Origin of the sequence: Pseudomonas sp. Root401 (assembly GCF_001425105.1) — a bacterium.
Classification (GTDB): Bacteria; Pseudomonadota; Gammaproteobacteria; order Pseudomonadales; family Pseudomonadaceae; genus Aquipseudomonas; species Aquipseudomonas brassicacearum.
Map to the genome: position 1 here is coordinate 131202 of NZ_LMDO01000064.1, position 15434 is coordinate 146635.

Here is a 15434-nt window from a genome sequence, read left to right on the forward strand (position 1 = left end):
TTTTTGCTGTGTAGCCTGGCCAGGCCTGTAGGAGCTGCCGAGTGCAACGAGGCTGCGATCTTTCCAGTGCCATTTGAGTCCGGAGCGAAAGATCAAGATCAAGAGATCGCAGGCTTCGCCAGCTCCTACAGAGCCCAGCGGCGCGGTGCGACATCTCGCTAAATCCCCTCGCCACAGTTAAGTATCGATCCACTCAGTAGATCCAACGAAGTTGAACAAGTCCTCACCCCGGTTTCCCAGTAAACTCTGCTTCTTTTAGCCGCCCTCTTCTTCACCGCGGCCATCATCAGTTTCCTGGAGTTCACCTTGCGTCTGTTTCACACCTCCGACTGGCACCTGGGGCAAAACCTGCACGGCCAGGAACGCGATTTCGAACACGCCTGCTTCCTCGACTGGCTGCTGCGTCAGTTGACCCACGAAAAACCCGACGTGCTGCTGATCGCTGGCGACATCTTCGATACCGTCAACCCGCCGGTCAAAGCCCAGGAACGACTGTACGATTTCATCGTCAGCGCCCATGAACAAAACGCCAACCTGACCATCGTGATGATCGCCGGCAACCACGACTCCGGCTCGCGGATCGAGCTGCCTGCGCCGCTGATGCGACGCTTGCGCACCCATGCCCTGGGCCGGGTGCTGTGGCTGGACGACGGCCAATTGGATGTCGAGCGTCTGCTGCTGCCGTTGCCCGATGCCAAAGGCAAGGTCAAGGCGTGGTGCCTGGCGCTGCCGTTCCTGCGCCCCGCCGAAGTCACCGGCGCGCAACTGGGCGACGACTACCTGCGAGGCATCGGCCAGGTGCATGAGTGGCTGATCGCCGCGGCCAACAGCAAGCGCAAGAAGGGCCAGGCGCTGATCGCCATCAGTCATGCGCACATGGCCGGCGGTTCGGTTTCCGAGGATTCCGAGCGCAGCCTGATCATCGGCAACGCCGAGGCCCTGCCCGCCAGCCTGTTCGGCCCGAGCATCAGCTACGTCGCCCTCGGCCATTTGCACAAGCCGCAGAAGGTCAACGGTGAAGAGCGTATCCGCTACAGCGGTTCGCCGATCCCGCTGTCATTTTCGGAGATCGGCTATCAGCATCAGATCCTCGACATCACCCTGGACGGCGAGGCCCTGGTCAAGGTCGAGCCGCGTCTGATTCCCCGGGCCGTCAACCTGCAACGCCTCGGCCCGGCGCCGCTGGCCGATCTCCTGGTGCAACTCAAGGACCTGCCCGATATCGACCTGCTGGCCGATGTCCAGCGCCAACCCTGGCTGGAAGTGCGGGTGCGCCTCGACGAACCGCAGCCGGACCTGCGTCACCAGGTGGAGACCGCACTGCAAGGCAAGGCCGTACGCCTGGTGCGGATCGCCGCCGAGTACGCCGGCAACGGCGGCGCCGGCAGTGCCGATGACGGCAGCGCGCTGGTGGAGCTGGATCAACTCAGCCCACAGGAGTTGTTCAGCCGCGCCTGGCAGGACACCTACGGCAACGAAGTGGACGAACAGACCCTCAAGGACTTTGCCATGCTGTTGCAAGACGTGCAGATGGAGAGCGAGCAGCCATGAAGATCCTCGCGATCCGCCTCAAGAATCTGGCGTCCCTGGCCGGGCCTTTCGAAATCGATTTCACCGCCGAACCCTTGGCCAGCGCCGGTCTGTTCGCCATTACCGGCCCCACGGGCGCCGGCAAGAGCACGTTGCTCGACGCCCTGTGCCTGGCGCTGTTCGGCGCCGTGCCGCGCCTCAATAACACCGGCCGCGACGCCAAGGTGCCGGACGTCGATGGCGAGATTGCCACGGGCGATCCGCGCACACTGTTGCGCCGTGGCACCGGCGATGGCTATGCCGAAGTGGATTTTCGCGGCATCGACGGACGCCGCTATCGGGCCCGCTGGGAAGCCAATCGCGCCCGGGAAAAAGCCGGCGGCAAGTTGCAAGCCAGCCGCCAGAGCCTGCGGGACCTGGACAACGATCAACTGCTGGCGAGCCAGAAAGGCGAATACAAGACCCAGCTCGAAGCGGCCCTGGGCCTGAACTTCGAACAGTTCACCCGTGCCGTGCTGCTGGCCCAGAGCGAGTTCAGCGCGTTCCTCAAGGCCGATGACAATGATCGCAGTGAACTGCTGGAAAAACTCACCGACACTGCCCTGTATACCCGCCTCGGCCGCCGTGCCTTCGACAAGGCCAAGCAAGCCAAGGACAGCCACCGGCAGTTGCAGGACCAGGCCACCGGTGTCACGCCGCTGGCCCCCGAGGCCCGGGCCGAGCTGGACCAGCGTTTCAACGACGCCCAGCAACAACTCAAGGCCCAACAGGCGCAACTCAAGCAACTGGAGCAGCAGCACACCTGGCTGCGCGACCTGGGCCTGTTGCAGGATGAACACGCCAGCGCCGCCGAACAGCTGCAACAGGCCCAGGCCGATTGGAACGCCCTGGCCGACGAACGCCTGAAACTGGTCCGCCTGGAACAACTGGCGCCCCAACGCCATCAGTTCATCCGCCAGGCCGAACTGATCCGACAGCTCGACCCCTTGGCCGTGCAGATCCAGCAGCTTACCCAGCAGCAGCTCAATCTCCATGACCAGCAGGCCGAACTGGAAAAAAGCCTGGGCGCCGCGCAACTGGCGCTGGCTGCGGCCCGGCAACACAGCAGCGACAGCGCGCCGTTGCTGCGCCAGGCCTTTGAAGAGCAAAGTACCCTGGCCCGTCTCGCCAGGGACGCCAGCCAGGGCGCCGAGCGCCAGGAACAGGCGCAACAGGCCTGCACCGAAGGCCAGCGCACCATCGACACCTTGCTCGAACAGCAACGGCAGGTGGCCGAGCGCTTGCAGCGCATCGCCGGCGCGTTGGAACAAAGCACACACCTGGCCCCGCTGAGCGATGCCTGGAACGCCTATCGCGATCGCCTCCAACAACTGATGCTGATCGGCAATCGCCTGAACCAGGGCCAGGCCGAACTCGCCACACTGGAACAAGGCGCCACCCGCGCCGCCGAGGAACTGGCCAGCCGCCGGCAAGACCTTGAAGTGCTCTACAAGGAAGCCGGCGCCGAGCCGGAGGCAGTGGCCGAACAGATCCAGTTGCTCGGCACCCTGTTGCAAGACAACCGCAAGCAATTGCGTGCTTTCGAAGACCTGACCCGGCTGTGGGCCAGCCAGCAAGAGCTGGACAAACGTGGCGCCGAACTTGAACAACGCCAGCAACGGGCGTTGCAGGAACGTGACCGGTTGGTGCGTGAAGGCGGCGAAGCCAAGGCCGAACTGACCATTGCCGAACAGACCCTGACTGTCACCCGCGAGCTGCTGGAGCGCCAGCGCCTGGCCCGCAGCGAAAGCGTCGAGCAACTGCGCGCACAGTTGCAGGATGAACAGCCCTGCCCCGTGTGTGGCAGTGTCGAGCATCCTTATCATCAGCCCGAAGCCCTGCTGGAAAACCTCGGGCGCTTTGATGAAACCGAAGAGGCCAACGCTCGCAAGGCCGTCGACCTGCTCAATGAAAAAGTCATCGACCTGCGGGCGCAATACAGCGGGGTCATCGCCCAGCTCAAGGAACTCAAACAGCAGCAGGAACAGCTCGCCAGCCAGCAACAGAGCCTGGCGCCCAGCCTTGAAGCCCACCCGTTGTCGGCGCAACTGCTGGCCCAAGAGGCGAACAAGCGCGACGCCTGGCTGACCCAGCAGAACAGCCAACTGAACCTGCGCATCAGCCAGGACGAACAGCGGCAAACCGCCCTGCTGACCTTGCAGCAGGACGCCGCGCGCATGGCGCAGCGGCTGCGTGAAGCCGAGGCAGCCAGCCAACAGGCGTCACAGCACCTGGGCAACCAGCAGCAGGAGCTGGCCCGCGACCGCCAGCGCCTGGACGAGGAACTGAGCCACTTCAGCACCCTGCTACCCGCTGACACCCTGCTGGCCTTGCGCAGCGAGCCCGCCGCAACCTTCTTGCAGCTCGACCAGCAGATCGCCCAGCGCCTGGAGCAACTGGAACAGCAGCGCGACGAACTGAGCGAACAGCTCCAGCGCCAGCAGACCCTGGACAAAGAGCAGGACCGCCAGCAGACCCGCCTCCAGCAACTGGAAGCGGCCCGCCTGCAATTCAGCGCCCTGAGCGAGCAACAACAGGCCTGCCAGGAGAAACTCACGCGACTGCTCGGCGAGCACACCAGCGCCGAACAGTGGCAGCAACAACTCGACCAGCGCCTGGAACAGACGCGGGATGCCGAGGCGACGGCCAATCAGCAGTTGCAGCAATTGCGCAACGACCTGGTGCAACTGGCCGCCGAACTCAAGGCTCGGCAGGAACAGGCGCAATCCCTGGACCACGAACGCCAGGCACTGGCCGCCGGTATCGCGCAATGGCGCACCACCCACCCGGAACTGGACGATGCCGCCCTCGAGGCCCTGCTCGGCCTGGACGAGCAACACGTCAGCCAGTTGCGCCAGCGCTTGCTCAACAGCGAAAAAGCCATCGAGCAGGCCCGCGTCCTGCTCACCGAACGCGAGCAGCGCCTGCAAAACCATCAGGCCCAACACAATGGCAACCTGGCGCCCGAACAACTCGCCCAAGCCCTCACCGAACTGCAAGGCCAATTCGCCGCCAGCGAACAGCACTGCGCCGAACTGCGTGCCGAACAGGCCGAGGATCAGCGCCGGCAGAACGCCAACCAGGCCCTGGCCCAGCAAATCGAACAGGCCTACGCCGAATACCAGCGCTGGGCACGCCTCGATGCCCTGATCGGTTCGGCCACCGGCGACCGCTTCCGCAAGCTGGCCCAGGCCTACAACCTCGACTTGCTGGTGCACCACGCCAATGCCCAACTACGGCAACTGGTGCGCCGCTACCGACTCAAGCGCGGCGGCAGCATGCTCGGGCTGCTGGTGATGGACACGGAAATGGGCGATGAACTGCGCTCGGTGCATTCGTTGTCCGGCGGCGAAACTTTCCTGGTCTCCCTCGCCTTGGCATTGGGCCTGGCCTCGATGGCGTCCAGCACACTGAAGATCGAATCGCTGTTCATCGACGAAGGCTTCGGCAGCCTAGACCCCGAGTCGCTGCAACTGGCGATGGACGCCCTCGACGGACTGCAGGCCCAGGGCCGCAAGGTCGCGGTGATTTCCCACGTACAGGAAATGCACGAGCGAATCCCGGTGCAGATCCAGGTACGGCGCCAGGGCAACGGGCTGAGCACAGTGGAGGTGAAATGAGCCACGCCACGCTCTATTCCTTCCGTCGCTGTCCCTATGCCATGCGGGCGCGCATGGCCTTGCGCTACAGCGCGGTCGCACTGGACATTGTCGAAGTCAGCCTGAAGGCCAAGCCAGCCGAGATGCTCGCGCTTTCCAGCAAAGGCACGGTGCCGGTGTTGCAGGTCGATGGCCGGGTGATCGATGAAAGCCTGGAGATCATGAACTGGGCCTTGGCCCAGCACGATCCGCAAGACTGGAGGCTACGGGACGACCCCGAAGGCCAGGCGCTGACGGCGGCGCTGATCGAGGAAAACGACCAGGTGTTCAAGCTGCACTTGAATCGCTACAAATACCCCGAACGCCATCCCGAGTACCCGAAGGAACATTACCGTAGCGAGGGTGAAAGCTATCTGCGCAGGCTGGAGGCACTGCTTGCAACCCGGCCGTTCCTGGCGGCGAATCACCCGAGCCTGGCCGACGTGGCAGTGATGCCCTTCATACGCCAGTTCGCCCACGTCGACCGTGAGTGGTTTGCTCAGGCGCCCTACCCTCGGCTACAGGACTGGTTGCAGAGGTTTCTGGATTGCGAACTGTTCGTGGCGATCATGGCCAAGTAACAGCCTGCACCCAGCCCTGTGGCGAGGGGATTTCTGTGGGAGCAAAGCTTGCCCGCGATGAAGGCGATGCAGTCCTTCAGAAATCGAGTCGCCTGTATCGCGGGCAAGCCTTGCTCCCACACAATCTCTATAACCAGATCCAATCAGTCGCTAAGCAAGCTCAACAATCGCTCACGCGCCGCTTCCAACTCGCCGGAATCTGGCTGGGCCGCGGAAACAATCGGAGTGGAATAGAGAAACAGCAGCATCACTGCCAGACGCATCGCCATGGTGTCGATCCTTATCGGCAAAGGAGTCAATTTGTCAGCGTCAAATTTAAACACATGGCCAAGTGATATTACAGCAGCATTTCTCCAGAAACGGCGAAGCCTGCGATCTTTTCTCTTGCACCTGAGGGTCGGTGAAGATGAAAAGATCGCAGGCTTCGGTCGTTGCGCGATATTTCAGTGTTGGGTCTTGTGGTCCAACGCCGCATAGAAGTTGGCGCTTTGTTGCAGGTATTTCTCGGTGTAGCTCTGGGTGCGATTTTTCTTGTCGCTGATCTCGATACTGGCACTGGCGGGCAGCGCCACGGTGGCAGAGATGGCGGAAGCGGCGATCACGGAGAAGAGATTCAGATTCATAGCGGTAGACCTCGGATTCAGTTGGCTGACTTGCCCGGTTGGGCCGTGAAGCAAACTTACGCGCCGAGGCGTCCTGCGTTGAAATGCTTTGCATCACTTGCGAATATCAGTCTCGTTGATACAACGGCGTAGGCCCCGAAAACCGGGGCCTGCGCTCTATTGACGAACGATGAACTTCAAATCGCTGGGCGCATCGATCGGCATTTTCTGCACGGTTTTACCCAGCAGGCCGGTCTTCGGATCGCGCTCGACCACCACTATCTGATTGCTCTTCTGGTTGGCAATCAGCAGGAATTTCCCGCTCGGGTCGAGGCTGAATTCCCGTGGATGATCGCCTTCCACCGAGCGCCGCTGCAGCTCTTTGAGCGTGCCGGCGGCCGGGTCGATGGCGAACACCAGCACTTCGTTGGTGGTGCCACGGTTGCTGACGTAGAGGAACTTGCCATCCGCGGAAGCATGCAGCGCAGCCGCCGCCCTGCCCGGTTGCGGCTTGCCGGCAGCCAGGTCGACCAGTTGACGCTGGGTCAAGCGACCGTCCTGATAGTCGAACACCGCCACTTGCGCGCTCATTTCCATGGTCAGCCAGGCGTGCTTGCCGTCAGCGCTGAACAGCAGGTGACGCGGGCCGCTGCCGGGTGGCAACTGCACGAAGGCTGGATCGGCAGCGGTCAACGGCAGCTCTGGATTGGCCTTGGGGTCGTAGCGGTAGATGAATACCTTGTCCGCCCCCAGGTCGTTGGCGAACACGTACTTGCCATCGGGCGAGGACACTGCGGCGTGCACATGGGCCGAGATCTGCCGCTCGGGGTTGACCTTGCTCGGCTGATGACTGCTCAACTGCACCACCGACGCCAGCTTGCCATCGGCGCCCACCGGCAATACCGCCAGGGTGCCGCCCGGGTCTTCCACCACCGAGTAGTTACTGACCAGCAGATGCCGGCCATCACCGCTGAGGCTGGAATGGGTCGGCTCGTTGCCCAGGGACTGCACCTGGTTGATCAGGCTCAGTGCATGGGTCTTCGGGTCAATGGCGTAGCTGCTGACCTTGCCCACCGGGTCTTTCTGGCCCGGCCCGTTTTCGTTGACCACGAACAGCCGGGTCATGTCCTTGGAAAGGGTCAGCCATGAAGGGTTTTCGGTCTTGATCACTTGTAACGGGTGGGCATCGAGCTGGCCAGTGCGGCTGTCGAATTGCATCCGGTAGATGCCCTGGCTCTGGCCGGCGGTGTAGGAACCCACCAGCAGTTGATGGCGTTCATCGGTACCTGCCTGGACGCCCATGGCGCCCATGCTACCGGCCATCAACAACGGCCAGAGACTACGCATTTTCATCTTCTTCGTCCTCATCGTCGTGGCCGCTGGTGGCTTCCACGCACTCCAAGTGGTGGTCGCCCGAATCGCTGGTGATGATCCAGTGGTTCGTGGCTTTATCGAAGGTCGCGGCCTGCATCTGCGCTGGTGTGAAACGCCAGTGCTCCAGGGTGCGGCCGTTCATGCACTCGACGTGCAATTGGTCCTGCTCGTCGAGGGAAAAGTCGAATGCGTGCAGCCCATCGATAATCAGCATGTCGCAGGATTCGAGGGCGTGCAGCAGGGTGTCGGTTACGGCAGTCATGGTGATCAGTCGGTCATTGGGAAAGTCGTCATGATAACCCAATGTGAGCGTGGGCCTTGGGCCATAAGGTTCGAAAACGGTGTCACCTGCAAAACCGCCATCGCGAGCAGGCTCGCTCCCACAGTTGGATTTTCAGCGAACACAAATTTTGTATCCACCAAAGCCCCCCTGTGGGAGCGAGCTTGCTCGCGATGAGGCCGGCACATTCAACTTGAATGTAACGGCCTCACCGCAACCCTCAGAGCGCCTCGCGCCCCGGCACGCCATCCACCAACCGCAGGAGCCCCAGCGGATTGGCGTTCTTCAACGGCTCGGGCAACAGGCTGTCAGGATAGTTCTGGAAGCACACCGGACGCAGGAAGCGATCGATCGCCAGGGTGCCCACCGACGTACCACGGGCATCGGACGTCGCCGGGTAAGGCCCGCCGTGCACCATCGAATCACACACCTCCACCCCGGTCGGATAACCGTTGAGCAGGATGCGGCCGACCTTCTGTTCCAGCAGCGGCGTCAGTTCGCTGAACCGTTCGAAATCCGCCGGCTCGCCGATCATCGTAGCGGTCAGTTGGCCGTGCAGGCCGTTCAACGCGGCGGTCAGTTGCGCCTGGTCCTCGACTTCGACAAATACCGTGGTCGGGCCGAACACTTCTTCCTGCAGCGCCTCGTCACCGTTGATCAGCAGGCTGGCGTCAGCCTTGAACAACTGCGGCTGGGCCTGGTTGCCCTGCTGCGCGCGCCCGGCCAGATGCTCGATGCCCGGGTGAGCGAGCAATTTCTGCAGGCCCTTGCCGTAGCTTTGCAGCGTGCCGGCGTTGAGCATGGTCTGAGGCGCCTGGTCGCCGATCAGGGCGGCCACTTGCTGGGTGAAGGCGGTGAACTGCGGCGAACGAATACCGATCACCAAGCCAGGGTTGGTACAGAACTGACCGCAGCCCTGCACCACCGAGGCGGTCAGGTCGCGGGCGACGCTCTCGGCGCGGGTTTCCAGGGCTTGGGGTAACACGATCACCGGGTTGATGCTCGACATCTCGGCAAACACCGGGATCGGCTGCGGCCGTGCGGCCGCCATGTCGCACAGGGCACGCCCGCCCTTGAGGGAGCCGGTGAAGCCCACGGCCTGGATCGCCGGATGCTTGACCAGCCATTCGCCAACGCCACCGCCGTAGATCATGTTGAACACACCCGCCGGCATCGCGGTCTTTTCAGCCGCGCGAATGATCGCATCGGCCACGTGCTCGGCGGTCGCCATGTGGCCACTGTGGGCCTTGAACACCACCGGGCAACCGGCCGCAAGGGCCGACGCCGTGTCGCCACCGGCGGTGGAAAACGCCAGTGGAAAGTTACTGGCGCCGAACACCGCCACTGGCCCGAGACCAATGCGATATTGGCGCAGGTCCGGACGGGGCAACGGCGTGCGCTCAGGCAACGCCCGGTCGATGCGTGCACCGTAGAAATCGCCACGACGCAGGACCTTGGCGAACAGACGCATCTGGCCGCTGGTGCGCCCGCGCTCGCCCTGGATCCGTGCCGCCGGCAACGCGGTTTCACGACAGACCACGGCCACGAACGCATCGCCCAAGGCGTCCAGCTCATCGGCAATGGCCTCAAGGAACTCGGCCCGGCGCACCGCACTCAGGCTGCGGTAGGCGGGATAAGCCGCGGCGGCGGCCTTGGCGGCGGCGTCGACTTCTTCTGCCGTGGCCTGGACGAAGTCATGGGGCAAGGCTTCGCCGGTGCTGGCGTCGACGCTTTGCAGGCGAGTCTGGCCCGCTGCGCTGCGCGCCCCGCCGATGTAGTTGTGGCCAAGGATCTGGTTCATCGCAAGTCTCCTTTAAAGTGTGCCGATAGTACCCGGGTTGAACACCGCGTCCACCGGGGCAATGCCGTTGACCAGCGGCGCGCCGAATTCAGCCTGGCTGATTTCGAACACATCCCCCGGCTGCGTGCGGATGCCATCGGCGAACGACAGGGTCGCGGTGCCGAAGAAGTGAACGTGGACATCCCCCGGGCGCAGGAACTGACTGTACTTGAAATGGTGGAATTCCAGGTTTTCGAGGCTGTGGCACATGTTCGCCTCGCCGCTGAGGAATTCGTTCTGCCACAGCACTTCGCCGTTGCGCAGGATACGACTGGTTCCGGACAGATGTTGAGGCAGATCACCTACGCGAAGTTCCGGGCCAAAACTGCAACTGCGCAATTTCGAATGGGCCAGGTACAGGTAATTCTTGCGCTCCATCACGTGGTCGGAAAACTCGTTGCCCACGGCAAAGCCCAGGCGATAAGGCTTGCCGTCGTGGCCGATGACGTACAGGCCGCTGATTTCCGGCTCTTCGCCGGCGTCTTCGGCAAAGGGCGGCAGCGGGAACGGATGGCCCGGGCGGACCACAATGCTGCCGTCGCCCTTGTAGAACCATTCCGGTTGTACGCCAGCCTGCCCGGCCTGGGGCTTGCCGCCCTCCACGCCCCACTTGAAGATGCGCATGGTGTCGGTCATGGCCGCTTCGTCGCCAGCCTGCTGGTGCATCTTGTCCCGGGCCGAGGCGCTGCCCAGGTGGGTCAGGCCGGTGCCGCTGACCAACAGGTGCGCCGGGTCCGGGTGGTCCAGTGGCGGCAGGATACGCAGGTCACTGAGCAACCGGGCGTAGTCATGGCTCGCCCCCAGGCCCAGGCTATTGACCTGCTGCTCAAGCTTCACGCCCGCTTCGATGGCCGCCAGCGCCAGGTCGCGCACGGTGCGAGCGCCCTGCACTTCGCGCACCTGATCGCCCTCGACCACACCGACGCGGCGTTCGCCGTTACTCAATTCGAACTGAACTAAACGCATATCTTTCTCCTTGTAAGCAAAACTTGAATAGGCGTAGCAGGCTTTTGTTGTGTAGGAGCTGCCGAAGGCTGCGATCTTTTGATCTTGATCTTTCGCTTGAGATTCAAGTGTCTGGGGAAAGATCGCAGCCTCGTTTCACTCGACAGCTCCTACACAGCTCCTACACAGCTCCTACACGCAGTCGAGCTGGAGCAAGCTCCCTCGCCACAAAAGCTCGCTCCCACAGTGACCTCAGGTACGCGTCGCCCCGCGGGCGCTGGCCGCGAACTGATCCGCCGGCAGCACATGCTTGCGCTCCAGCAGGCGATAGACCACGCCGGTCAACACCAGGCCGAACACCATCACACACGACAGGAAATACAGCCCCGAGGCCAGATTGCCGGTGTACTCCTTCAGCGCACCGATCACGAACGGGCCGATGTAGCCGCCCAGGTTGCCCACCGAGTTGATCAGCGCAATGCCCGCCGCCGCACTGGCGCCGGCAAAGAAACGCCCCGGCAAGGTCCAGAACACCGCCGTGCAGGAAAACAGCGCGAACGCCACCAGGCACAGCGCCGCCAATTGCAACACCGGCACCGACAACCAGGCGCTGAGGAACAGGCCGATGGCGCCCAGCACGTACAACACGGCCAGGTGACCGTAGCGGTCGTTCAAGCGGTCGGAGCTGCGGGGAATGATCAGCAAACCGATGATGCCGAAGATGTATGGCACCGACGACACGAAGCCGGTCACCAGGTCACTGCCGCCGAACTGCTTGATCAGCGTCGGCAACCACAGGCCCAGGCCATAGATGCTCAAGGTGACCGGCAGGTAGAACAGCGCCAGCAGCAAGACACGCTTGTCCTTGAGGGCATGCAGCGGATTGCCGTGGCGGGTCTGGCCGTATTCCTGCAAGTCTTTTTTCAGTTCACCGGTCAGCCAGTCCTTCTCGGCCTGGTCCATCCATTTCACTTGTTGCGGGCCGTCCGGCAAGTAACGCAGCACCGGCCAGGTCAACAGCACCGCCGGCAGGCCGATGACGATGAACAGCCACTGCCAGCCGTGCAGGCCAAGGATGCCGTCCATGCCCAGCAAGCCACCGGACACGGGGCCGGTGATCATCATCGCGATGGGTTGGGAGAGAATGAACAGGCCGAGGATCTTGCCGCGATGGCGCACCGGGAACCACTGGGTGATGTAGTACAGCACGCCCGGGAAGAACCCGGCTTCGGCCGCGCCGAGCAAAAAGCGCATCACATAGAAGCTATGCGGGCCTTGTACGAACGCCATGCCGATGGTGATGGCGCCCCAGGTGATCATGATCCGGGCGAACCAGCGCCGGGCACCGAAGCGCTCCAGCATCAGGTTGCTGGGGATCTCCAGCAGGAAATAACCGATGAAGAACAGCCCAGCACCCAGGCCGTAGGCGGCGTCGCCAATACCGAGGTCGGCACCCATGTGCAGCTTGGCAAAGCCCACCGCAGAGCGGTCCACATAGGCGATCAGGTACAGCAGGATCAGGAAGGGAATCAGTTTCAGCGTGATGCGACGTATAAGCCGCAATTCCTGGCTCATGGGACCGGTCTCCGATTGTTGTTGTTATGGAACCTCGGGGGATTTCTCTCGCGAATGACCGCCAGGACAATCCCTCCATTAAATCGGACTATATAGTAATACTATTTAGCCAACAACACTTCCAAACCGCACAAATTGCGCTTATGTTACGCTTCAGCTAGAACAATATAGTCATACAATAAGAGAATCGATCATGTCTGATAAGAAACCCTCCCTGCGCTCGGCCCAATGGTTTGGCACCGCCGACAAGAACGGCTTCATGTACCGCAGCTGGATGAAAAATCAGGGCATCGCCGACCATCAGTTCCACGGCAAGCCGATCATCGGCATCTGCAACACCTGGTCGGAGCTGACGCCGTGCAACGCGCACTTCCGGCAAATCGCCGAACACGTCAAGCGCGGTGTGATCGAGGCCGGGGGCTTCCCGGTGGAATTCCCGGTGTTCTCCAACGGCGAATCGAACCTGCGTCCCACCGCCATGCTGACCCGCAACCTGGCGAGCATGGACGTGGAAGAGGCGATTCGCGGCAACCCGATTGACGGCGTGGTGCTGCTCACCGGCTGCGACAAGACCACCCCCGCCCTGCTGATGGGCGCCGCCAGTTGTGACGTACCGGCCATCGTCGTTACCGGCGGGCCGATGCTCAACGGCAAGCACAAAGGCCAGGACATCGGCTCGGGCACCGTGGTCTGGCAACTGAGCGAACAGGTCAAGGCCGGCACCATCACCATCGACGATTTCCTTGCGGCCGAGGGCGGCATGTCCCGTTCGGCCGGCACCTGCAACACCATGGGCACCGCCTCGACCATGGCCTGCATGGCCGAAGCCCTCGGTACTTCCCTGCCGCACAACGCGGCGATTCCGGCCGTGGACGCACGGCGCTATGTGCTGGCCCATATGTCCGGCATGCGCGCCGTGGAAATGGTCCGTGAAGACCTGAAACTGTCGAAGATCCTGACCAAGGAAGCTTTCGAAAACGCCATCCGCGTCAATGCGGCCATCGGCGGTTCGACCAACGCGGTGATCCATCTCAAGGCCATTGCCGGTCGCATCGGCGTGCAGCTGGACCTGGACGACTGGACCCGCATCGGTCGCGGCATGCCGACCATCGTCGACCTGCAGCCGTCCGGGCGCTTCCTGATGGAAGAGTTCTACTACGCCGGTGGCCTGCCCGCCGTGCTGCGTCGCCTCGGCGAAGCCAACCTGATTCCCCATCCGAACGCCTTGACCGTCAACGGCAAGAGCCTCGGCGAGAACACCAAGGACGCACCGATCTACGGCCAGGACGAAGTCATCCGCACTCTGGACAACCCGATCCGCGCCGACGGCGGTATCTGCGTGCTGCGCGGCAACCTGGCGCCACTGGGCGCGGTGCTCAAGCCGTCCGCCGCCACCGCCGAACTGATGCAGCATCGCGGTCGCGCGGTGGTGTTCGAGAACTTCGACGAGTACAAGGCACGGATCAACGACCCGGAACTGGACGTGGACGCCAACTCGATCCTGGTGATGAAAAACTGCGGGCCGAAAGGTTATCCGGGCATGGCCGAAGTGGGCAACATGGGCTTGCCCGCCAAGCTGCTGGCCCAGGGTGTGACGGACATGGTGCGGATTTCCGACGCACGCATGAGCGGCACCGCTTACGGCACGGTGGTCCTGCACGTGGCACCGGAAGCCGCCGCCGGCGGACCTCTGGCGGCGGTGAAGGAAGGCGACTGGATCGAACTCGATTGCGCCAGCGGCCGCCTGCACCTGGACATCCCGGACGCCGAACTCGCGGCGCGCCTGGCCGACCTGCCACCACCGCAGAACCTGTTGGTGGGCGGTTACCGGCAGTTGTACATCGACCACGTGCTGCAAGCGGACCAGGGTTGCGACTTCGACTTCCTGGTCGGCTGCCGCGGCGCCGAGGTGCCACGCCACTCCCACTGACCCGCTATGAGGTACTGTGCAAGAGCTGTGCAGGAGCTGTGCAGGAGCTGTCGAGTGCAACGAGGCTGCGATCTTTCCCCTGACACTTGAATCTCAAGCGAAAGATCAAAAGATCAAAAGATCAAAAGATCGCAGCCTTCGGCAGCTCCTACACAAATCCAGCGGGAGCAATCTCTGGCCACAAGGTCACCAGCCCCAAGGGTTTGGCCTGATGAATATCCGCCGCGCCTGCTATCATGCGCAGCACTCCCCTCGCACAGGATCGCGCCGCATCCCATGGATTACCGTAAACCCTCCGACCGCAAAAGCATGCACGCGCGCATCGTCCAGGAACTGGGCATGCAGATCGTTTCCGGGCGCTTCAAACCGGACGACAAACTGCCCGCCGAAGCCTTGTTGTGCGAAGAGTACGCGGTCAGCCGCCCGGTGCTGCGTGAAGCCACGCGGGTGCTGGTTGCCAAGGGCCTGGTGTATTCGCGACCGCGCGTGGGCACGGTGGTCAAGGCCCGGCGGGAATGGCACATGCTCGACCCGGATGTGCTGCATTGGCTGATGCAGAGCAGCCCGCAGAATGAATTCTTCAACCTGCTGACCAGCGTGCGCAGCATCATCGAACCAGCCGCCGCCGCCCTCGCCGCACAGTTCGCCAACGAGGACGACATCGCTTCCATCCGCGAGGCCTACCAGCGCATGGAAGCGGCCCCGACCCCCGAGGCCGTGCTGCAACCGGACCTGGACTTCCACAGCCGCATCGCCGACGCCACCCACAACGACCTGCTCGCCAACCTCTGCAACATGCTCTCGGTCGCCATCGCCGAAGCGCTCAAGCATTCCAACCAGCGGCCCAACCTGCATGAGCTGGCGATGCCACGCCACAAGGCGATCCTCACCGCCATCGAGAACCGCGACGCCCTCGGTGCCCGCCATGCCACGCTGGTGCAACTGGACGATGCCCGCAGCGCGCTGAACGTGGTACTGGGCAACGATCCAGCCTGAGCCCCGTGTAGGAGCTGCCGAGTGCAACGAGGCTGCGATCTTTTCCCTGTCAATCGGATCCCAAGCGAATGTATCGCAGCCTACGGTAGCGACTACCAGGCCTG

The 15434-nt window shown here is 62.9% G+C and carries 12 protein-coding genes; 5 read left to right on the plus strand and 7 right to left on the minus strand.

Annotated features, from left to right (window positions below; translation table 11 throughout):
• Positions 1–306 precede the first annotated feature (306 nt).
• The 3 genes from ASC85_RS27900 to ASC85_RS27910 are packed head-to-tail and all read left to right on the plus strand — an operon-like array spanning position 307 to position 5788.
• Complete coding sequence (locus ASC85_RS27900) at positions 307–1551, plus strand: exonuclease SbcCD subunit D C-terminal domain-containing protein (protein WP_057452211.1); 1245 nt, start codon at positions 307–309, stop codon at positions 1549–1551.
• Complete coding sequence (locus tag ASC85_RS27905; protein ID WP_057452212.1) at positions 1548–5189, plus strand: AAA family ATPase; 3642 nt, start codon at positions 1548–1550, stop codon at positions 5187–5189. Before ASC85_RS27900 ends, ASC85_RS27905 begins: the two co-directional genes overlap by 4 nt.
• Positions 5186–5788 (plus strand): glutathione S-transferase, encoded by a 603-nt coding sequence (locus tag ASC85_RS27910; protein WP_057452213.1) that lies wholly within the window; start codon positions 5186–5188, stop codon positions 5786–5788. The genes ASC85_RS27905 and ASC85_RS27910 overlap by 4 nt, the downstream gene beginning before the upstream one ends.
• Before the next feature lie 143 nt (positions 5789–5931).
• Here the strand turns inward: ASC85_RS27910 and ASC85_RS33470 are convergent, their stop codons facing one another.
• The 7 genes from ASC85_RS33470 to ASC85_RS27940 all read right to left on the minus strand — a co-directional run bounded on the left by ASC85_RS33470 (position 5932) and on the right by ASC85_RS27940 (position 12404).
• Positions 5932–6057: a hypothetical protein gene (locus tag ASC85_RS33470; protein ID WP_003202672.1), complete on the minus strand. Its 126-nt coding sequence runs from the start codon at positions 6055–6057 to the stop codon at positions 5932–5934.
• A 174-nt stretch (positions 6058–6231) separates the two neighbouring features.
• On the minus strand, positions 6232–6411 hold the full coding sequence (locus ASC85_RS27915; RefSeq protein WP_018611529.1) for a hypothetical protein: 180 nt from the start codon (positions 6409–6411) through the stop codon (positions 6232–6234).
• Between the two features lie 156 nt (positions 6412–6567).
• Complete coding sequence (locus ASC85_RS27920) at positions 6568–7743, minus strand: lactonase family protein (protein WP_057452214.1); 1176 nt, start codon at positions 7741–7743, stop codon at positions 6568–6570.
• Positions 7730–8026 carry a DUF5629 family protein gene (locus ASC85_RS27925; protein WP_057452338.1) on the minus strand — a complete coding sequence of 99 codons (297 nt, stop codon included), beginning with the start codon at positions 8024–8026 and terminating at the stop codon, positions 7730–7732. Before ASC85_RS27925 ends, ASC85_RS27920 begins: the two co-directional genes overlap by 14 nt.
• 238 nt (positions 8027–8264) lie before the next feature.
• On the minus strand, positions 8265–9845 hold the full coding sequence (locus ASC85_RS27930; RefSeq protein WP_057452215.1) for an aldehyde dehydrogenase (NADP(+)): 1581 nt from the start codon (positions 9843–9845) through the stop codon (positions 8265–8267).
• Positions 9846–9857: 12 nt separating this feature from the next.
• On the minus strand, positions 9858–10850 hold the full coding sequence (gene araD1, locus ASC85_RS27935; protein ID WP_057452216.1) for an AraD1 family protein: 993 nt from the start codon (positions 10848–10850) through the stop codon (positions 9858–9860).
• A 231-nt stretch (positions 10851–11081) separates the two neighbouring features.
• On the minus strand, positions 11082–12404 hold the full coding sequence (locus ASC85_RS27940) for an MFS transporter (protein WP_046062765.1): 1323 nt from the start codon (positions 12402–12404) through the stop codon (positions 11082–11084).
• Between the two features lie 193 nt (positions 12405–12597).
• Between ASC85_RS27940 and ASC85_RS27945 the strand changes: the two genes are divergently transcribed.
• Positions 12598–14334, plus strand: a complete 1737-nt coding sequence (locus tag ASC85_RS27945) for an IlvD/Edd family dehydratase (protein WP_003202685.1) — start codon at positions 12598–12600, stop codon at positions 14332–14334.
• 276 nt (positions 14335–14610) lie between these two features.
• On the plus strand, positions 14611–15330 hold the full coding sequence (locus ASC85_RS27950; RefSeq protein WP_003202686.1) for a FadR/GntR family transcriptional regulator: 720 nt from the start codon (positions 14611–14613) through the stop codon (positions 15328–15330).
• Positions 15331–15434 lie beyond the last annotated feature (104 nt).